We start from the raw sequence: 21,324 nt of genomic DNA, 5'->3' as shown, positions 1-21,324 counted from the left end.
ATGAATGCAGACAAGAAAAGGAGGAAACCATGAATCTAACAATTAAATCACCACACTTCTCAACCATTGTAGCTCCTGACGAGAGCGGTTTTTATGACCTTACTCTGATTGCGAGAGAGCTACGCTTGGACTTCCCAGAGTCAATGAAGCAAAGTCCAAGCGACTGGCTCAAAGTCAACAGTTCAGGCATTAGTGAAATGAAGCAAGTGCATTTTGTAAATGGTCGTATCTTGGGAACACTTATGGCTGTCTATGTATATATCGATTGGATTAACTCTCATGCTCAATGTATTACCAAACGTATCCAAGTCTTCCCTGATTGTAGTCTGAAAGTTAAGAAGCGTTCGACTCGAGAAAGTTTAGACTTTGTGGAAGCGACTCTGGAGGATTTAATCGAAAGGGTTTGTTCCGCAACTCACAAGTCCTTTGAGAGTGATAAGCCAACACACAACATAAACGAGAATCTTGACATTTACGACAACTCTATTCATCTGAAATCAATGTTGAAGCATATGTTAGCAATACTTCACGACAGTTCGGCGACTTCTTACGCGTTCGATCAGTTCCACCACCAGTGATAAATGTAAAAGCGTCCATGTAACGATCTCAGCGATCTCCTGAGACGACTTCTAAGCGTCACCTTATCAATCCTATTGCCCACGAAAAGACGATCTTATATCGCCTCTCAGGAGGTCGCTTACGTTCAACCAATTTACTGATTAACGGAGGTAATCTATGACAATCGAATTTGAAGAACTGTGTCCGACCACACAACAACAAGTCGCTGAACTGTTAGCCAACGAGAACGACTCAGACGAATCCACCAGTAACGCTGAGACTGACTCAGACATGAGCTTTCAGAACAACGAAACCGAAGCTGAGAGCAACACCGAGACACTCAACACGGTTACTCAGATTGAGGAGGTCTTAGGCTCAGCAAGAACCCTTGACTCAGTGACCTCTGTATTAGCTGGTGAGGAGCTTACTAGCGATGCTCTGAGTGAGCTAAGTGAATCTTATGGCGTTTCCTTAGAGCAAGCTCAGAGTGAGATTGAGAGCGTTACAGAGGAGCTTTACGAGGACTTTCAGACATACACGACCAGTGAACTGGGTATCAGCGACACTGAACACTTAGCTCAATGGGTAGCCTATGCCGCCAACAAAGACCTGAAGATTAAACAACTGTATCAACAAGCGGTTATCGGTGGTCTTAGTGGCGACTTCTCGTTAGCTGAAGACTTGGTTCAGGAATACAAGAAGTTTTACCGAACGTTTTAACCTGATGGTGAAGACGATTGTGAACGTTCACAAATTGGCTTATTATTGATGCGGATTTGTCGGTCTGTGTGAGACCTTGAAGTTTTCTTTGAGAGATTCTGAAAGCCTTGTTATTCGTGGCTTTTGGTGGTGTTAAGATAGAGAAAAGTTGGTCGGCATAGCAGGATTTGAACCTGCGACCCCTGACACCCCATGACAGTGCGCTACCAGGCTGCGCTATATGCCGACTTGGGAGTTACTATACGGATTTTTTTTCGAAAGGCAATAAGTGGTTGGTTTGTTTGGACATTAAATGTGCGGTATCGCGGTTTTATTTGTAGGGAATAAACAATAACAGTGAGTTGCAGGAAAGAGGCGCTGATTATAGCGCCCCATACTGTTGATGGTTCTGCTATTTTTTCCAGATCCCTTCAGGTAGGGTCTTTTCGATTTCAGGGTTGCTACTGGGGTTAAACTCGGGAGTTTTGCCAGCTTTCAATTGTTGTTTGTAGTCTTTGGCCAGCCAAAGTACTACTTTACGTAACATAAACAGCGCTATTACGTTGACAACGGCCATCATGCCCATAGATATGTCTGCCATCGTCCAGACCAAACCCAGCTCACTGACTGCACCAAACATCACCATTACGAGCACGCACGCTCTGAATACCAGCATACCGGTTTTGGAGTGATGATCTAAAAATAAAAGATTAGTTTCGGCATAGCTATAATTGGCAACAATTGAAGTAAAGGCAAAAAATAGAATGGCCACAGCTACAAATGTCGCGCCCCAATCACCAACGTGATGCACTAACGCGGCTTGGGTCAATTCGATACCACTCAAACCTGAGTTAGGCTCTAGATAGCCAGATAACAATATAAGTGAAGCTGTTGCAGTACAGATAATAAGAGTATCAACAAACACGCCTAACATTTGCACATACCCTTGAGAGGCTGGGTGGTTTGGATTAGGCGTTGCACTTGCTGCGGCATTAGCTGCACTACCCATACCAGCTTCGTTAGAAAACAGACCACGCTTGATACCTTGGATCATGGCTTGCATTACTGCGTAACCAATGGCTCCTGCACCAGCTTGCTCAAAACCCATGGCACTGTTGATGATCAGCGCAAAGACTTCAGGTAATTGGGCTGCATTTACTGCGCAAACGTAAAGTGCAAGTATTAAGTAGGCAGCCGCCATAAAAGGCACCACTAATTCAGCAAAACGCGAAATGGTTTTTAAGCCACCAAAAATGATAATGCCAGAAGCCGCAACCAAGCCAATGCCCATGACATGTTTGGGTACATCAAAGGCAACTTCAAATGCAGCGGCAATGGAGTTGGCTTGCACAGCATTGAACACCAATCCAAACGCTAAGATAAGACACAGTGAAAATATTACACCCATCCACTTACGTTTTAACCCCAGCTCCATATAATAAGCAGGACCGCCACGGAAGTTTCCCTCATCATCGCGTGTCTTATAAAGCTGAGCTAAGCAACTTTCTGCAAAACTGGTGGCCATGCCTATTAAAGCAATAAGCCACATCCACATAATGGCGCCAGGGCCGCCTAAGTATAAAGCAACACCGACACCAGCCATATTACCAGTACCTACTCGCGCAGCGAGGGAAGTACAAAATGCTTGGAAAGAAGAAATGCCACCTTCTGCGCCTTCACGGCTGTGCCACATTACTTTAACCATGTAAGGAAACTGGGTGAACTGTATAAAGCCAAGTCGAATAGTAAAGAATACGCCTGCAGCAATAAGAAGGTAGATAAGTAAGTGGCCCCATAGTAGTCCACTGATAAAATTTAAGATCTCAGCCATGTATTTAGCCTTTTCCTACGAACGAGTAAATAATGGGGCGGTAATCTACCACAAAGGAGCAACAAAGCGGAAATGACCTGCGGTTATCCACAGAAAATGTGGATAAGTTGTGAGGATGCGGTGGGCTAAAAAGCATTTCAAATTTAATTAAATAAATCGTGAAAAAACGCTTGCACTGAAATCGATTCTCCCTATAATGCGCATCCACCGACACGGAGCACAGCGCTGAAAAGCAACGTAGCAACGTAGCAACGTAACGGTAGAGTCAAATAAGACTGAATTTGTTGCTCTAAAAAGAAAGGCAAATAAAGCATTGACAACAAATCAGGAAAGCGTAGAATGCGGAGCCCTGACGCGATGAAAGCATCGCAACGTTCTTTAACAATATGAAGCAATCATCTGTGTGGGCGCTCGTACAGATTGAGTTCTAACAGCCGATTCTAGTTCGCTAGATGACGCAAACAAATTTAGAGTCTCAATGTGTTTTCTCAAAAGAGAAGCTGAGTGACCAACAGCAATAAATTTATTTATTGCAGCACAGTCAATTCGATACCGAAAGGTATCAAAATCAGTATTCATTGAGCTGAAGCTTAGGCTTCAAAAAAACTTTTAATTGAAGAGTTTGATCATGGCTCAGATTGAACGCTGGCGGCAGGCCTAACACATGCAAGTCGAGCGGTAACATTTCTAGCTTGCTAGAAGATGACGAGCGGCGGACGGGTGAGTAATGCTTGGGAACATGCCTTGAGGTGGGGGACAACCGTTGGAAACGACGGCTAATACCGCATAATCTCTACGGAGCAAAGGGGGCTTTTAGCTCTCGCCTTTAGATTGGCCCAAGTGGGATTAGCTAGTTGGTAAGGTAATGGCTTACCAAGGCGACGATCCCTAGCTGGTTTGAGAGGATGATCAGCCACACTGGAACTGAGACACGGTCCAGACTCCTACGGGAGGCAGCAGTGGGGAATATTGCACAATGGGCGCAAGCCTGATGCAGCCATGCCGCGTGTGTGAAGAAGGCCTTCGGGTTGTAAAGCACTTTCAGTCAGGAGGAAAGGTTAGTAGTTAATACCTGCTAGCTGTGACGTTACTGACAGAAGAAGCACCGGCTAACTCCGTGCCAGCAGCCGCGGTAATACGGAGGGTGCGAGCGTTAATCGGAATTACTGGGCGTAAAGCGTACGCAGGCGGTTTGTTAAGCGAGATGTGAAAGCCCCGGGCTCAACCTGGGAACAGCATTTCGAACTGGCAAGCTAGAGTGTGATAGAGGGTGGTAGAATTTCAGGTGTAGCGGTGAAATGCGTAGAGATCTGAAGGAATACCGATGGCGAAGGCAGCCACCTGGGTCAACACTGACGCTCATGTACGAAAGCGTGGGGAGCAAACAGGATTAGATACCCTGGTAGTCCACGCCGTAAACGATGTCTACTAGGAGCTCGGTCTTTCGGGACTGTTTTCCAAAGCTAACGCATTAAGTAGACCGCCTGGGGAGTACGGCCGCAAGGTTAAAACTCAAATGAATTGACGGGGGCCCGCACAAGCGGTGGAGCATGTGGTTTAATTCGATGCAACGCGAAGAACCTTACCTACACTTGACATCCAGAGAACTTACTAGAGATAGTTTGGTGCCTTCGGGAACTCTGAGACAGGTGCTGCATGGCTGTCGTCAGCTCGTGTTGTGAGATGTTGGGTTAAGTCCCGCAACGAGCGCAACCCCTATCCTTAGTTGCCAGCGATTCGGTCGGGAACTCTAAGGAGACTGCCGGTGATAAACCGGAGGAAGGTGGGGACGACGTCAAGTCATCATGGCCCTTACGTGTAGGGCTACACACGTGCTACAATGGCAGGTACAGAGAGCAGCGAGCTAGCGATAGTGAGCGAATCCCTTAAAGCCTGTCGTAGTCCGGATTGGAGTCTGCAACTCGACTCCATGAAGTCGGAATCGCTAGTAATCGCAGATCAGAATGCTGCGGTGAATACGTTCCCGGGCCTTGTACACACCGCCCGTCACACCATGGGAGTGGGTTGCTCCAGAAGTGGATAGTCTAACCTTAGGGGGGACGTTCACCACGGAGTGATTCATGACTGGGGTGAAGTCGTAACAAGGTAGCCCTAGGGGAACCTGGGGCTGGATCACCTCCTTATACGATTTAGAACTGATTTGTTCGAAGTGTCCACACAGATGATTGTTGCTTGGCCTGATGGCTGAGTGATATTGCTCTTTAAAAATTTGGAAAAGCTGATAATTAAATTCTGATGAATAACGTAACGTTATTTATCGAGTTTTCGAAAGAAAATGCCAATTAATCATTTCGATGATTAATTAGCGTCTACTTTAGTATTCAATATTAACTTCTGGCGAAGTTAAATCAGTCTTTGACGTACAACTAGTGATGTAATGCACTATTTTGCGACGTGGATTTGTTATTTAGACAACGCCGTCAAGCAATTTATCGCTGGGAGCATAACGTGTTATGTGACCAAGTAAATTGTGCTGACAAGGCCGTTTAAATGACAAAGACCAAGCAAAACCACTTTGGGTTGTATGGTTAAGTGACTAAGCGTACACGGTGGATGCCTTGGCAGTTGGAGGCGATGAAGGACGTACTAACTTGCGATAAGCCTAGTTGAGCCAGTAAGAGGCGCTTGAGACTAGGATTTCCGAATGGGGAAACCCGGCCCTTTGGGTCATCAACAACTGAATACATAGGTTGTTGAGGCGAACGCGGAGAACTGAAACATCTAAGTACCCGTAGGAAAAGAAATCAACCGAGATTCCGAAAGTAGCGGCGAGCGAAATCGGATTAGCCCTTAAGCTGTAATGTAGTTAGTGGAACATTCTGGAAAGTATGACGAAACAGGGTGACAGTCCCGTACACGACAACTTATTTACAGTGAAATCGAGTAGGTCGGAGCACGTGAAACTTTGACTGAATATGGGGGGACCATCCTCCAAGGCTAAATACTCCCAACTGACCGATAGTGAACCAGTACCGTGAGGGAAAGGCGAAAAGAACCCCTGTGAGGGGAGTGAAATAGAACCTGAAACCGTGTACGTACAAGCAGTAGGAGCCCATCACTAAGTTACTTTGGTGAACTCCTAAGTAAGCACAATGTTTGAAATTGCGTTAACGTCGACCTAACTTGTTAGCCGACGATCAACCGCCAAAATCAAGCAGAGGTAGCTTAGTGATGGGTGACTGCGTACCTTTTGTATAATGGGTCAGCGACTTATATTCTGTAGCGAGGTTAACCATTTAGGGGAGCCGTAGCGAAAGCGAGTCTTAACTGGGCGCTTAAGTTGCAGGGTATAGACCCGAAACCCGGTGATCTAGCCATGGGCAGGTTGAAGGTTGAGTAACATCAACTGGAGGACCGAACCCACTAACGTTGAAAAGTTAGGGGATGACCTGTGGCTAGGAGTGAAAGGCTAATCAAACCGGGAGATAGCTGGTTCTCCCCGAAATCTATTTAGGTAGAGCCTCGGACGAATACTTACGGGGGTAGAGCACTGTTAAGGCTAGGGGGTCATCCCGACTTACCAACCCTTTGCAAACTCCGAATACCGTAAAGTACTATCCGGGAGACACACGGTGGGTGCTAACGTCCATCGTGGAGAGGGAAACAACCCAGACCGTCAGCTAAGGTCCCAAAGTGTATGTTAAGTGGGAAACGATGTGGGAAGGCTAAAACAGCTAGGAGGTTGGCTTAGAAGCAGCCATCCTTTAAAGAAAGCGTAATAGCTCACTAGTCGAGTCGGCCTGCGCGGAAGATGTAACGGGGCTAAACATACCACCGAAGCTACGGCTGCGAATTTATTCGCGGGGTAGGGGAGCGTTCTGTAAGTGGCTGAAGGTGTGCCGGGAGGCATGCTGGACATATCAGAAGTGCGAATGCTGACATGAGTAACGATAATGGGAGTGAAAAACTCCCACGCCGGAAGACCAAGGGTTCCTATCCCATGTTAATCAGGGTAGGGTGAGTCGACCCCTAAGGCGAGGCTGAAGAGCGTAGTCGATGGGAAACGGGTTAATATTCCCGTACTCAGTATGAATGCGATGGGGGGACGGAGCAGGCTAGGCAAGCATGGCGTTGGTTGTCCATGTGAAAGGCAGTAGGCTGGTGACTTAGGAAAATCCGGGTCGCTAAGGCTGAGAGCCGAGACGAGCCACCACGGTGGTGAAGTTGTTGATGCCCTACTTCCAGGAAAAGCCTCTAAGCTTCAGTTCATACTGAATCGTACCCTAAACCGACACAGGTGGTCAGGTAGAGAATACTAAGGCGCTTGAGAGAACTCGGGTGAAGGAACTAGGCAAAATCGTACCGTAACTTCGGGAGAAGGTACGCTGACATTAGGTGAAGGGCCCGCGCCCGGAGCTGAAGTCAGCCGCAGTGACCAGGTGGCTGGGACTGTTTATTAAAAACACAGTACTCTGCAAAATCGTAAGATGACGTATAGGGTATGACACCTGCCCGGTGCCGGAAGGTTAATTGATGGGGTTAGCGTATGCGAAGCTCTTGATCGAAGCCCCGGTAAACGGCGGCCGTAACTATAACGGTCCTAAGGTAGCGAAATTCCTTGTCGGGTAAGTTCCGACCTGCACGAATGGTGTAACCATGGCCACGCTGTCTCCACCCGAGACTCAGTGAAATTGAAATCGCAGTGAAGATGCTGTGTACCCGCGGCTAGACGGAAAGACCCCGTGAACCTTTACTACAGCTTGGCACTGAACATTGACCCTACATGTGTAGGATAGGTGGGAGGCTTTGAAGCATCGTCGCTAGATGGTGTGGAGCCGACCTTGAAATACCACCCTTGTAGTGTTGATGTTCTAACTTAGGTCCCTGGATCGGGATTGAGGACAGTGCCTGGTGGGTAGTTTGACTGGGGCGGTCTCCTCCCAAAGAGTAACGGAGGAGCACGAAGGTTGGCTAAGTACGGTCGGACATCGTACGGTTAGTGTAATGGTAGAAGCCAGCTTAACTGCGAGACAGACACGTCGAGCAGGTACGAAAGTAGGTCATAGTGATCCGGTGGTTCTGAATGGAAGGGCCATCGCTCAACGGATAAAAGGTACTCCGGGGATAACAGGCTGATACCGCCCAAGAGTTCATATCGACGGCGGTGTTTGGCACCTCGATGTCGGCTCATCACATCCTGGGGCTGAAGTCGGTCCCAAGGGTATGGCTGTTCGCCATTTAAAGTGGTACGCGAGCTGGGTTTAGAACGTCGTGAGACAGTTCGGTCCCTATCTGCCGTGGGCGTTTGAGAATTGAGAGGGGCTGCTCCTAGTACGAGAGGACCGGAGTGGACGAACCGCTGGTGTTCGGGTTGTTATGCCAATAGCATTGCCCGGTAGCTACGTTCGGAACTGATAAGCGCTGAAAGCATCTAAGCGCGAAGCAGGCCTCGAGATGAGTTCTCACTTGGAGTTTAACTCCACTAAAGGGCCGTTGAAGACGACAACGTTGATAGGCAGGATGTGGAAGTGGTGCGAGCCATTAAGCTAACCTGTACTAATTACCCGTGAGGCTTAACCATACAACGCCAAAGTGGTTTAGCGACAGAAGTTGATAAGATACTAAAGTAGCAGCGGTTTTAGACCGCGACGAAGACAAAGAATTTAAGCAGTTTTTTCCAGATTTTAATGATTAAACAAGGTGACTAACCTCAGCGGTATCGCGAAATCAGTTCACCTTGCGCAAATGGAATGGTCGTGCGTGGCACGATGTCATTAGACATTTGCACCCAGTTTTCCTGGTGACTATAGCGTTTTGGAACCACCTGACTCCATGCCGAACTCAGAAGTGAAACAAAACAGCGTCGATGATAGTGTGGGCTTCCCATGTGAAAGTAGAACATCGCCAGGGCCTTATTTTATATATAAAAACAAGAACTAAAAAAACAGAATTTTCCTGATGATAATAGCGTTTTGGAACCACCTGACCCCATGCCGAACTCAGAAGTGAAACAAAACAGCGTCGATGATAGTGTGGGCTTCCCATGTGAAAGTAGAACATCGCCAGGGCCTTATTTTATATATAAAAACAAGAACTAAAAAAACAGAATTTTCCTGATGATAATAGCGTTTTGGAACCACCTGACCCCATGCCGAACTCAGAAGTGAAACAAAACAGCGTCGATGATAGTGTGGGCTTCCCATGTGAAAGTAGAACATCGTCAGGGCCTTATAAGAGAAACCCGCTGCAGTAATGTAGCGGGTTTTTTGCGTTTACAGCACCATAAAAACATCGCGGGGTAAACCCGCGCCTACAAAATCTAAACAGCCTGGAAGCAATAGGATAGAGACAAACCACAAGCCTTGCTCTGACAATCTTTGGACACACATCCCTGTGGAGGGCTTCCGGCTCGGTATCCATACCTCGCGTTCATTGCGCTGCGAAGCGGTGCTTCGGTCGCAGTTCACCCATGTGTCTCTCTATGAAAAGAATGAGAACATCCTACTTCGTAGCGAGCCAGGGCCTTATAAAGAAAACCCCGATTCGGAAGAGTCGGGGTTTTTTGCGTTCAGTGCACAATAAAAAGCGCGGGGTAAACCCGCGCCTACCGGGTAGACAACCTTTGGGCACACATCCCTGTGAAGGGCTTCCGACTCGATGTCCATACCTCGCGTTCATTGCGCTGCGAAGCATTGCTTCGGTTTCTCGTCACCCTCGCGTTCATTGTATTGCGAAGTGGTGCTTCGGTCGCAGTGAGCCCCTTATACCAACCCGCATTAATACTTGCTCAATTTGAGAGAGCAAATTCGACGCTAACTGCGTTAAAATTTCTCATTTAGAACAACTAAATAGCAAAATTTTCGCCTTGCATATATGGATGTAGGTACCTTGGCGGTAGCAGGACGCAAGAGCGGTGTTATCGACAGAATTTTCTTGCCTCAAATGGACCACTTAATTAAACGAATTGGTATTAATTATTCGATAACTTTGGGAGAAAAAAAGCTCCAAGCAAGAAAGCGACTCTTTTTATTACCTTGCCCCATATCGATTACTTTTACTTGCTGTGCCGCTAGCGCTTTAAGGCGCTTTTGTAATGGTTTAAGGTTATCCTTATTTGATACTAACGAGGTGAACCAGTAGATCTGCTGTTCAAATTCTTTGCTCTCGTTAATCATGTTTAAGATAAATTGCTTCTCACCACCTAGGCACCATAACTCTTGTGCCTGACCGCCAAAATTAAGTTGGCTTTTCGGAGTTTTGTTTAAGTTCTTCCACTTACGTTGTGTACCTGCCTGTGCCGCTTCATCGCTATGATGGAAGGGCGGGTTGCACATGGAAAAATGATAAAACTGATTTGGTTTTACTATGGTGCGAAAATAGTGTTCTGGGTTCTTTTGCTGCAAAACCTTTACTGGTAATTGATTTAATTGTGCAATGGTCTTGGCGCATTTCACCGCCGCAGGGTTAATATCGGATGCAACAAATCGCCAGCCATACTCCTTACTACCAAGGATTGGGTAAATAAGGTTAGCGCCGGTGCCGATATCAACACCAATTACCTTCTCAGGTAGGCCTGATTTATCTAATAAGTCTTTTAAAGCATGAATATAGTCCGCTCTACCTGGTACTGGTGGGCAAAGGAATTGTGGCGGGATATCCCAAGCTTGAATCTGGTAATCGGCTTTTAATAATGCTTTATTTAAGCACTTGACGGCACTTGGGTCGCTAAAGTCGATGGTTTGGGCACCTGTTTCTCGTGATATTACATGTTGTGATAATGTCGGCTCTGCGCTGATGAGTGATTCAAAGTCATAGCCATTACGGTGTTTATTACGTGGGTGCACTTTTAACGATTCTTTAAGCAAATAAGGGTTATTATACCATTTAAATGGTGTCACTTAACTAGGGTTTGCTTCCCACCTCAGCTTGATTGAATGCACACAGATAATCTGTTTAACTGGTACGATGAGAAAAATGAACTAAGAAGAATTACAAAATGGTACAGCAGGAATCATTATTTGTTGATATTGGTGAGGGTCACAAACTGCATTTAAGGCATATTTATAATGCCGAAAAAGCCGGCGCCATGGTGTTTTTGCTGCATGGCGCGGTAGAAAATGGCAAGATTTTTTATACTGAATCAAATAAGGGATTAGCGCCATTTTTAGCAGAGCATGGCTATCGCTGCTTTGTTGCCGATCTTCGCGGTCGCGGTGGCAGTATTCCGCAAATTGACCCCACTGCACAGTATGGCCAAACAGAATCTATACTGCATGAAATTCCAGCGATGTTGGATTATATCGAAGCTGAGTTCTCTGCTCGCCCATGTTACTGGGTTGCGCATTCTTGGGGCGGCGTTCTGATGAATAGTGTGTTTGCCCGTTTCCCGCAAGAGATTGGTAAGGTAAAGGCGTGTGTCTATTTTGGGTCAAAACGAAGTTTACATAATAACCACCCTAGCAAGCTATTAAAAGCAAATCTAATTTGGTTTAAGCTGGCCCATTACTACGCCAAAAAGCATGGCTATTTACCTGCTAAACAGCTGGGGTGGGGCAGTGATGATGAATCGCTTAAGTCGCATGCGCAAAGTGCCAGATGGGCACAAAAGAGACCTTGGGTAGACAGCGACGATGGCTTTAATTATGCTCAAGCGTTACAACAATTAAGCTTGCCACCGACCCTTCATATTGCTGGCGTAAACGATAAGGCTTTAGCTCAACCAATTGATATAAAAGCTTTTATTAAAGAGTCAGGTAACGGAGTTCAAAAGATGATAGTGTATGGCAAAAAGTTTGGACATGGGCATAATTACGGCCACATCGATATGTTGACCAGTAAACATGCCCATAACGATCAGTTTAAGGACTTACTTAAGTGGTTTGCTCGGTATGCTCCGGAGGGCTCGGTTCTGGGTCAGGAAGCTGCTCAGTAATGAAGTCGGCATGACGCTGCCACTTCTCCAAGCCAGTTGTATTGATCGGCTGTCTTACTTGCGCCTTACTTAACGTATGAACGGGCTTTTTAGATTTGTAGAAGGATAGACACTCAGGATCGTACTCTAGGTATAAGAAGTTCAAACAACGTTTAATGTATCGCTCAGGTTCTGCAATTAGCTGTTCGTAGCTTAAAGAGAAAATATCGTGTTTTAAAAACTGTTTGAAATGCGTCATTAAGTCATGCTCTGCTTGGGCATACAGTGCAAACTCAGACATTGAACAAAAATAAGGCTCGTTGGCGGCGAAATGATTGCTGTATACCGACCAGGCCGTCGCTTTTAAATTTCTGCTCAGGTGGATAATTCGCCCTTCAGGAAATAACTTATGTATAAGACCAAGGTTTTGGAAATTTGCTGGTAGTTTATTTATGACCACGGATTCAGCCACCCTTTGCCGCTTAATTTCATCAACGTATAACCCCCTACAATGATCAAGCATACTATTGCTTAATGTATGTAAGCAGTTTGGGAAGTGTGCTTCATTGCGTTGACAAAGGTAAGGCACAATTTTGTCGCTGATCACTGTATTTTCGCCGAGGGTACCAACCTCAGGATGTTGAATTAACATTTGTTCTAAAAGAGTAGAGCCGGTTCTAGGTAACCCCACAATAAAAACAGGAGTGAATGTGGTTTTGACTTTATCGGCAGGCTTATCAAAAAAAGCCTTGTTGCACCATTTTTTAATGCTGTCGAATAAAGGCAGCATTTGCTCCGTTTTGAATTCGGCTAAGGTTAATTGTGTTTCATTGGCTTGCTGATAAAACTCCTCAGCTTGCTTTAAGTTACCCAATCGCTCATGGCATTTCGCTTGGGCATAAAAAAGCACCACTTTTAGTCTTGGAGTTTCACTTTCTGCTACCAGTTTATCTAATAGTTCAAGGTATCCTTCGAGCTCAATGACTGCTGACATTTGTGCCAGTTCATACAGCATGAAGCCTGTCACCGTGCCATGTGGGCAGTTTAACCCTTCACGAAATACTTTTTCTGCTTGTTCAACAAAGCCATAATCTAAGTAAAACTGTCCAAGCTGATAATGTGCTTGAGCATTGTGTTTGGCAACACTTAATGTGTACTCCAATACGGTCTTGGCATCCACTGGAGAACCTACCGCGATAAAAGCATCAGCCAAAGCAAACAAGGGATCCAGCATTTTGGGCAAATGTTCACATGCGCGCTTTAAATAGTAGATGGCATTGTCGTACTGCTCTAGGCGCATACAAATTCGGCCCAAGCCAAATAGTGCTGGGCCATTCTTTGGAGATTGTTTCAAGACAGATTTGTACATAAACTCCGCTTCGCGAAGCTTATTTTCGGCTAATAATTCATTAGCTCTTTTCAATAACAACATAGCGTCACTGCTTTATACCATTTGCTATAGAATAAAAATAAAAAGGCGAAATAGCTATCGCTAGTTCGCCTTTGTTTCTGGGTTACAGTAAAAGTTAGAACGTATACGTAGCTTTCACGTAGTAGTATCCACCATTGATACCGAACGGAGAAGTCTCGTAGAACTTGCCACCCCAGTTGTTGTTAGGGATACCAGTTCTATCAAAGAAGTCTAACTCTTCAGCATCTTGGTCAAAGATGTTGTTCGCACCAACAGAGAAGCTCAGTGAATCAGAAGCAAAGTACGTCAGTTCTGCGTCAAACGTAGATGCCGCGTCTGCTGTTTTAGCGGTTGCATCGTAATCTACGTGAACACCTTGGTATTCGCCAAAGTAGTTGTAACGAATGAAGCCTGAGAACTCATCCCACTGCTGTGCCCACGTTAGTGTGCCTCTGTGGTTTGGTAAGTCGTTTTCTAGACGTGAAACCTTGAAATCACCGGTAATAGCTGAGAAGCGATCCACTTCAGTCTCGTTCCAGTTATATGCCGCACTGAAGGTTGCAAAGCCACCTAGCATATCCATTGAGTAGTTAGCGACTAAGTCAATACCTTGCGTGGTTGTATCAAAGTCATTGGTGAAGAAGCTAACCTGCGCTAGGTTGTCTACGTTTGGTACGCCTGCCGCTTTAAGGGCTGCTTTATCATCCGCGTCTAGCTCAATTTTTTCAGACTGACTTAAACGATCCGTTACTTCAATGTTGTAGTAATCGATAGTTAAGAACAAATCACCTTTGCGATATACCGCACCAAGAGTGTAACTTTCTGATTCTTCAGGTGTCAGCTCAGTACCGCCTAACTGTGTCGAAACAGGGTTAGTCGGTGGTAATAGTGCCGAGTCAACCAATACACCACTGCTTAGGTTGGTTTGAACATTACTTACGTTAGCTTGACCAACGGTTGGTGCACGGAAACCTGTGCTGATCGAGCCACGAAGTGCTAAGTCTTCTGTCAGATAATATTGACCTGTGATCTTGAAGTTGGTGGTTGAACCAAAGCTATCGTAATCTTCATAGCGAAGTGCCCAGCCCATTAAGAAGTCTTCAGTGAATGGCGTTTCAATATCGATGTACGCTGCGATATTGCGACGAGTAAACTCACCTGCTGCTGAAGGTTTGAAGCCTGGGAAGCCGTTAGAGCCAATACCAAAGCCCAATTGAGTCAGCGGCCCTGCGATGAATGAAGGCTCATCACCAGCGAGCACTTCAAACGTTTCCTCTCGCCATTCTGCACCTGCTGCTACGTTTACATCGTAAGCAAGGTCAAAGTCGTAGCCTTTGGAGATATTAGCACTAAAGCCTTTTTCTAGTTGGATATACTTACCTGGACTAAACTCCATTGGTGTATCCGGGCCGAGTGAGGCGTTAATAGTGTTGGTCATGAAATAGCGCGATTCGTTACGACCTACTGAGCCACTTAAATCCCAGTATGCACCTTCTAAGAAACCATCAGCTAATTCACCTTTGACTCCCATAACTAAAGATGTATCGGTTATATTACCACCGAACGTTGGCGTAAAGCCTGCAGGAAGCATTTTGTTAAATGCAAAGCAGTTAGGGTTGTTCATAACTTGGTCATAGCCAGGCTGGTTTACTAAGTGTTCGTCAACAGGGAAAATCACCTCAGGACAATTACCGGTGCCATTCTCAGTCATGTCTGCAACAAGCCACTGACGGTGACTGTCATCATCGTCTGAGTTAATAACACCATCTCCATTGGTGTCTACCAGTTTCAATGGGTTTGCATAGACACCAGGGCGAGTTTCAGGGTTACGGTAATAGAAACCACCTTCCACATCTCTTTCGGAGTAATTACCAAACATGTAGAACTGTGAGTTATCAGTAACGTCTAGGCCAACGTTACCAAAAATACTTATATCATCTTTTATTTCTGGCGTGCCCCAAATTTGAGCAGGATTTTTAACGCCCTCAATACCTAAAGAGGTAAATTTAGCTGCATCTGGACGTTGTACACTGCGGCTAGTTGCGTCAGCTTCTTTGTATTGGAAACTTAAATTAGCAAAGCCATTGTCAGTAAATGGTAAACCTACGTTACCTTCAATAACCGTAGTGTCACCATCGCCTTCATAGTATTCACCTTGGCGAACGGCAAAGGTACCACCTTCACTGGAATCTTTAAGTACAAAGTTCATCACACCGGCAATAGCATCAGAACCGTATTGTGCTGCAGCACCGTCACGAAGCACTTCCACTTGTTTCAGGGCGATACTTGGTATTACTGAAATATCTGGACCTTGAGCACCATCGTTGATACCACCACCTAGGAAAGCAATAACCGATGAACGGTGGCGGCGCTTACCGTTAAGTAGGATCAGCGTACTATCAGCTGGTAAGCCACGTAAGTTTGCTGGTCTTACCAAGGTTGCAGCGTCACTGATTGGGTTAGCATGTACGTTAAGTGATGGTACAGAGCCTTTCAACAACTCCAGCATATCAGAGCCAGCAGCTTTGGACATGTCTTCTGCACCGATGATATCGATGGGTACTGGTGAGTCGCCGACCGAGCGGGGCGCTGCCCGTGAGCCTACGACTGCAATTTTTTCAATTTTCTCTTCTGCTTTTGTTTCATCCGCCTCTTCTGCCATTGCTGTAGTGGTTAGCAACGAAGAAGTCGCTGCTGTTGCTAAAGCAAAGCGAACTGCACGGCGCAGCGTGTTACTTTTTAGTTTCATCCTGTTTCCCCAGTTGATTGTTGTTGTCATACCAATAAAAAAAGGTTGTTTATAATATATTTACCTTTAATACACATATAAGTTAATTTGCTATGCATTGGCAAGCGCTTTTTTAAAATTAGCAGTGTTTTTTTAAACTGCAACATTTGCAGTAAGTTTTTGTTAAATCAATAAACTAATTACAAAGGTTAGTAGTAAGTAACTGTAACAGGGTGGGTTTTATGGGCTATTACAATGTATTTTGGTTTATCTTGGCGTTTAGTCAGTAGAAATCCCCCCAATTCAGGGCGATTTTTTGTACAAAAAATAAATTTACTTTAATGATAAGCTAACCTTTCGGGGAGCTCGGAACAAAGTTTGTACACTTTAGCGCGCTTAGTACTCAGTTTTTTTGTTTCAATTATTTTTGCACTTATTTTGAATTGCACTGAGTCACCTTAGTTACACTTTTGTACCATTGGCTAATAGCTCTTAATGGCAAAAATTTGATAAACTCAAACTATACGTCGTGTTGAGTTACCCTATGAAGCTAATAAAAGTCGTTCATAAAGCCCCTGTAAGAGTGGCTAGGATCAGTAAAAGAAGACAACAGATCCGGCTGCGCAGAGCGATGTTGGCACTCAAGCTGGCGCTAGCTCAAGAGCGCGTTGAAACCAAACAAATGCTAGAAATTTACAAGCGCTACAGCCAAGGCAAAGCCCCCAAAACCGATCTTAAAATTGCCAATGCACAATTGGTCGATTTATTAAAAGGACTTGGTCTTGGAGTGTTTGCCGTACTGCCATTTGCCCCTGTCACTATCCCGCTTATCGTAAAAGTGGGTGAATGGGTTGGAGTCGATGTGTTACCAAGTTCATTTAGTTTGAAAAAAAAGCCCCCTTCAGATCACAAGAAATCGTGAATTTTATCTTCAAGCTTGGTAGTCTTAGTCTTAATAAAATAACAACGAGGCCTACATGAGCAATTTATTAGTTCACTCTTCTTCGGGTATTCCCATTTCTATTTTAACAACTGCAGCATTAGAGCAGTGGCAATCTCAGCAGTCTGACATTGTTCAAGCGGTGGTGAACGCTGCAAAATTGCAATCGCAGCAGCATATTGTTATTGCCAAAGAAAACAGCGACGAGTTGGACCGAGTAATTGTTGTAGCGGACGAACAAGATGACTTTTGGCTGTTGGGCGACCTGGCTAAACAATTGCCAGCAGGTACTTATTGTTTTGATGAGCAAGTAAGCAACCCACAAAGCCATGCTATTGCCTTTTTGCTTGGTGCTTATCAATTTGATTCGTACAAAGAAATGGCCGCTGTTAAGGCAAAGTTAGCACTATCTGATGAGTCGTTATACCACCATGTTAAAGCGGCTGTAGAGGGGATTTATCTCGCCAGAGATTTAGTCAACACACCTGCTGCAGATATGATGCCGCAACACTTAGCCGAAGTCATGGCGGAGCTTGCAGAAACCTATGGCGGTGAATTAACTCAGGTGGTGGGTGATGAGCTGCTCGAGCAAAACTATCCGACCATTCACATGGTAGGTCGAGCCAGTGACAACACTCCGCGATTGCTGGACCTCAATTGGGGCGACGACAGTCATCCCAAACTAACGTTAGTCGGTAAGGGAGTATGTTTTGATTCTGGCGGTTTGGATTTAAAACCGGCCTCTGGCATGCGTAACATGAAAAAAGACATGGGTGGTGCTGCTCACGTTATTGCCTTAGCCAAAATGATTATGGCAACTAAGCTCCCAGTACGTTTAAGAGTACTGGTTCCTGCTGTGGAAAATGCCGTATCTCGTAACGCGTTTAGACCAGGAGATGTGATAAAAACCCGCAAAGGGATCACCGTTGAAATCGATAACACCGATGCCGAAGGGCGCCTAGTATTATGTGATGCGCTTGCTGAAGCACAAACAGAGCAACCTGAATTGTTGATTGATTTTGCCACACTTACCGGTGCTTGTCGTATTGCCCTCGGTACCGAACTACCTGGGTTTTACTCAACCGATCAACAAATTGCGTCTGATTTAATGGAGTTAGGTGCTAATAATGCCGATCCTGTGTGGCAGTTACCTTTGTTTGATCAATACAAAGCGTTGTTTAAAAGCGATGTTGCGGATATCGCTAACTGTGGTTCAACGCCATTTGGAGGCTCTATCACGGCGGCATTGTATCTAAAAGAGTTTGTTGATCCTAACACCACGCCTTGGTTGCATTTTGATGTGATGGCATGGAATCTCAGAGCCTTGCCTGGTCGCCCAGTCGGTGGTGAGGCATTAGGGCTTCGCACTATGTTTGAATACTTAGAGCGTCGCTTTGCAAAGTAATTAGGTAATCACTTTACTTTTAAAAGCCCAGCATCCGATGCTGGGCTTTTTGTTGCGGTTTATTTTTTCGGAATATTGGCCAATATTCCTTTCATTTGTTGCCAGTATAGTCCCACACTGTCGATTTCTACTTTTTCATCGGGTGAATGGGGGAACTTGATGGTGGGGCCAAAAGAGATCATATCCATCTCTGGGTAAGGCTTTTTAAATAACCCACATTCAAGCCCAGCATGGATCACCATAATATCTGGCTTATTACCATAAATGGTTTCGTACATGTCTCTAAAAATAGCCAAGACTTGCGAGTTCGGATCGGGCTTCCAGCCTGGGTAGGCACCACTTAAATTAATCTCAGCTCCGCATAACTCTGCCAAAGAGCGTAAACTGCCGGTCACTTGTTCGCGACCAGAATCGATGAGAGAGCGAACCAAGCACAATACCTCAAATTGTGAGTCGGTGGTGCTGATCACGCCCATATTAAGTGACGTTTCAACCACACCTTGAATGTCATCACTCATTCTAATTACGCCATTAGGGCAAGCATTGAGTAAATTCAACACTTGTCTTTGACTGGCCTCGGTCATCGGCTGTTGCGAATTGGTCACCTCATCTAAAACCAAGGTGATCCCGGTTTCAATGCTACTTAACTCTTGTTTTATAGTGGTTTCAAACGCTCGCAATGTCTGGTTAAATGCCGCTAACTGCTCTGCAGGCATAGTGAACAGGGCACTGGCCTCACGAGGGATGGCGTTTCTCAGTGTGCCGCCTTGGAGAGAGATAAGCTGTACACTGAGTTCTTGGCAATGATCTTTTAGAAAACGTGCTAATAGCTTATTGGCATTGGCGCGACCGGTGTGGATATCCACTCCTGAATGACCACCGCGTAAGCCTTTCAGCGTCAGTTGATAGCTTTGCTGCTGCGCAGTTACGCTGTGGCGTTCAATATTGACACTAATAGAGGCATCAATACCGCCAGCACAGCCCATGTAGATTTCTCCCTCTTGCTCTGAGTCGGTGTTAAGTAAGATGTCGCCTTCTAACCAACCTGGCTGCAGTCCAAATGCACCGCTCATGCCGGCTTCTTCATCGACGGTAAGCAACACTTCAAGTGGACCATGAGCAATGTCATCGGCATCTAATACGGCTAAGCACGATGCCATACCAATACCATTATCAGCACCTAGAGTAGTGCCTTTGGCGGTAACCCAGCCGTTATCGACATAAGGCTGAATAGCATCCGTGATAAAGTCGTGTTCGGTGTCGTTATTCTTTTGTGGCACCATATCAATATGGGCTTGCAGCACCACACCTTTTCTGTCTTCCATGCCAGGGGTGGCTGGCTTTTTGATAAAGACATTGCCGGTTTCATCCCGCTTTACAGAAAGGCCTTTACTTTGTGCCCAGTCAACAATAAACGTGGCTAGGGCTTCTTCGTGTTTTGAAGGGTGGGGGATAGAGCAAATTTGATCAAAGAATTTCCAAACGGCTTGGGGAGCCAATTGACTAATTTCGCTATGCGCTTTAAGCACGGTATTCTCCTTGGATGAGAGACTAAAATATGGCGTTATTATCGCCCATCCAAGGAGAGATATCGAGTGGTTACGATGACTTACAAGCTGCTACTGCCGGAGCAATTAGCTCAAGCCCGGTTTTGTCACACGGGGGCAAGCTGGCATCTGAAGTGGCCAGTGGTGTGACTCTATCACCCCACTTTAAGTAACTTGCAGCCCAGGTTAAACCCGCGCCAAATGCAGCACTCATAATGTTCGCATGAGGTTTGATTAAGCCATTCTCCACCGCCTCACATAACGCAATGGCAATGGTAGCAGCGGAAGTGTTACCGTATTTATCAATATTTACCATGACTTTATCATCGGCAATTTCAAGGCGGTTTTGAATCGCTTGAATAATGCGAAGATTGGCTTGGTGTGGAATTAATACATCGATTTCATCTAATGAAAGCTGCGCTTGTTTTAGTACGTCATCACAGGCCTCGCTCATGCCTTTAACTGCGCGCTTAAAAATTTCACGGCCTTCAAAAGATAAATCAGAAGGGCCAGTGCCGGCGATGCGATCCATATCGGTGCCATAGTTGGGAATATGCAAAATGCTGCGATCACTGCTATCACAGCCGGTTTTGGTGCCCATTAAGCCACTGGGTTCTTCGCTGGCTTCCAGTACCACGGCACCGGCGCCATCACCAAATAACACAGCACTGTCGCGCTTTTCCCAATTGACATACCAAGTCATGCGCTCGGCCGCGACTACCACGGCTTTTTTGATCATGCCGGCTTGAATTTGCGCTGTGGCATTTTGCAGTGCATATAAAAAACCAGAACACGCGGCATTGGTGTCACAAGCTGCAGCACCTTCTGCCCCTATATTTTTCTGAACTAAAGAAGCGGTATTCGCAACCATGGTGGATGGCGTGCAAGTCGCAAGTAGGACTAAGTCGATGTCTTTACCAGCAAGACCTGCGCATGCCAATGCCTGCTGACTTGCCACCGTGGCAAGATCTGCGGTGCTAACATGGCTAACTCGGCGTGACTTAATGCCAGTACGTGAGCTTATCCACTCGTCGTTGGTGTCTACCACAGTGCTTATTTCATCGTTAGAAATACTGGCTGGTGGAATGCATTTACCCCAACCGGTTATCTTTGCATAAATCATAGTGTCTCTTATTCTTATCCGACCAGTTGGCCTATGTTTTCTTTATACCAAATTCGCTAAACTTTTGCTATTAATCTGGTGCTGTGCGCCTCAAAGTGCGTGTATTTTGTTGCCGATGGCTAATAGGTAGTCAGTAATAGCAATCCGCCTTGTGTTAACGCTGTTGTCTGGGATCAAGCTATTGCTGCTGTTACTATGGTAAGCTAACCC

11 protein-coding genes, 1 tRNA gene and 5 rRNA genes are annotated in these 21,324 nt (G+C 45.6%); 10 read left to right on the top strand and 7 right to left on the bottom strand.

Going from position 1 to position 21,324, the window contains the following annotated elements:
- Positions 1–29: 29 nt before the first annotated feature.
- Entirely contained in the window at positions 30–578 is a 549-nt protein-coding gene (locus tag R3P39_RS00640) for a hypothetical protein (protein WP_336565080.1), read from the top strand.
- Positions 579–735: 157 nt separating this feature from the next.
- Positions 736–1,278 carry a hypothetical protein gene (locus tag R3P39_RS00635; protein WP_336565079.1) on the top strand — a complete coding sequence of 181 codons (543 nt, stop codon included), beginning with the start codon at positions 736–738 and terminating at the stop codon, positions 1,276–1,278.
- Between the two features lie 149 nt (positions 1,279–1,427).
- Here the strand turns inward: R3P39_RS00635 and R3P39_RS00630 are convergent.
- Together R3P39_RS00630 and R3P39_RS00625 are read right to left on the bottom strand one after the other, a co-directional pair.
- Positions 1,428–1,504: transfer RNA gene (locus R3P39_RS00630), tRNA-Pro, on the bottom strand.
- A 165-nt stretch (positions 1,505–1,669) separates the two neighbouring features.
- Positions 1,670–3,088: an alanine/glycine:cation symporter family protein gene (locus tag R3P39_RS00625; RefSeq protein ID WP_336565078.1), complete on the bottom strand. Its 1,419-nt coding sequence runs from the start codon at positions 3,086–3,088 to the stop codon at positions 1,670–1,672.
- Between the two features lie 610 nt (positions 3,089–3,698).
- Between R3P39_RS00625 and R3P39_RS00620 the strand changes: the two genes are divergently transcribed.
- From R3P39_RS00620 to rrf (R3P39_RS00600), 5 genes are all read left to right on the top strand, one after another.
- Positions 3,699–5,232, top strand: a 16S ribosomal RNA gene (locus tag R3P39_RS00620).
- A gap of 403 nt (positions 5,233–5,635) precedes the next feature.
- Positions 5,636–8,630: ribosomal RNA gene (locus tag R3P39_RS00615) — 23S ribosomal RNA — on the top strand.
- A 215-nt stretch (positions 8,631–8,845) separates the two neighbouring features.
- A 5S ribosomal RNA gene (rrf, locus tag R3P39_RS00610) occupies positions 8,846–8,959 on the top strand.
- Between the two features lie 44 nt (positions 8,960–9,003).
- Positions 9,004–9,117 (top strand): 5S ribosomal RNA (gene rrf / locus R3P39_RS00605).
- A gap of 44 nt (positions 9,118–9,161) precedes the next feature.
- Positions 9,162–9,275 (top strand): 5S ribosomal RNA (rrf, locus tag R3P39_RS00600).
- The 16S, 23S and 5S rRNA genes sit together here, the layout of an rRNA operon.
- A gap of 748 nt (positions 9,276–10,023) precedes the next feature.
- On the opposite strand, the gene rlmF is transcribed toward rrf (R3P39_RS00600), so the two are convergent.
- Positions 10,024–10,893, bottom strand: a complete 870-nt coding sequence (rlmF, locus tag R3P39_RS00595; RefSeq protein WP_336565602.1) for a 23S rRNA (adenine(1618)-N(6))-methyltransferase RlmF — start codon at positions 10,891–10,893, stop codon at positions 10,024–10,026.
- A gap of 152 nt (positions 10,894–11,045) precedes the next feature.
- Between rlmF and R3P39_RS00590 the strand changes: the two genes are divergently transcribed.
- Entirely contained in the window at positions 11,046–11,981 is a 936-nt protein-coding gene (locus R3P39_RS00590; RefSeq protein WP_336565077.1) for an alpha/beta fold hydrolase, read from the top strand.
- Here the strand turns inward: R3P39_RS00590 and R3P39_RS00585 are convergent.
- Positions 11,920–13,392: a tetratricopeptide repeat-containing sulfotransferase family protein gene (locus tag R3P39_RS00585; protein WP_336565076.1), complete on the bottom strand. Its 1,473-nt coding sequence runs from the start codon at positions 13,390–13,392 to the stop codon at positions 11,920–11,922. The two genes, R3P39_RS00590 and R3P39_RS00585, sit on opposite strands and share 62 nt — an antisense overlap.
- A gap of 94 nt (positions 13,393–13,486) precedes the next feature.
- Positions 13,487–16,120 carry a TonB-dependent receptor plug domain-containing protein gene (locus R3P39_RS00580; protein ID WP_336565075.1) on the bottom strand — a complete coding sequence of 878 codons (2,634 nt, stop codon included), beginning with the start codon at positions 16,118–16,120 and terminating at the stop codon, positions 13,487–13,489.
- A 523-nt stretch (positions 16,121–16,643) separates the two neighbouring features.
- On the opposite strand from R3P39_RS00580, the gene R3P39_RS00575 reads away from it, so the two are divergent.
- Positions 16,644–17,021 carry a hypothetical protein gene (locus tag R3P39_RS00575; RefSeq protein ID WP_336565074.1) on the top strand — a complete coding sequence of 126 codons (378 nt, stop codon included), beginning with the start codon at positions 16,644–16,646 and terminating at the stop codon, positions 17,019–17,021.
- A 55-nt stretch (positions 17,022–17,076) separates the two neighbouring features.
- Positions 17,077–18,444 (top strand): leucyl aminopeptidase family protein, encoded by a 1,368-nt coding sequence (locus R3P39_RS00570; RefSeq protein WP_336565073.1) that lies wholly within the window; start codon positions 17,077–17,079, stop codon positions 18,442–18,444.
- A 59-nt stretch (positions 18,445–18,503) separates the two neighbouring features.
- Here the strand turns inward: R3P39_RS00570 and R3P39_RS00565 are convergent, their stop codons facing one another.
- Together R3P39_RS00565 and R3P39_RS00560 are read right to left on the bottom strand one after the other, a co-directional pair.
- A complete protein-coding gene (locus R3P39_RS00565; protein ID WP_336565072.1) occupies positions 18,504–19,973 on the bottom strand; it encodes an aminoacyl-histidine dipeptidase in 1,470 nt (489 codons plus the stop codon).
- Between the two features lie 70 nt (positions 19,974–20,043).
- Positions 20,044–21,114, bottom strand: coding sequence for a ketoacyl-ACP synthase III (locus R3P39_RS00560; RefSeq protein ID WP_336565071.1), 1,071 nt, complete (start codon positions 21,112–21,114; stop codon positions 20,044–20,046).
- Between the last annotated feature and the right edge of the window lie 210 nt (positions 21,115–21,324).

Source organism: Pseudoalteromonas sp. UG3-2 (assembly GCF_037120705.1).
GTDB lineage: Bacteria > Pseudomonadota > Gammaproteobacteria > Enterobacterales > Alteromonadaceae > Pseudoalteromonas.
Note: the sequence above shows the minus strand (reverse complement) of the source record. Positions and strands in the feature narration are given on the sequence as shown.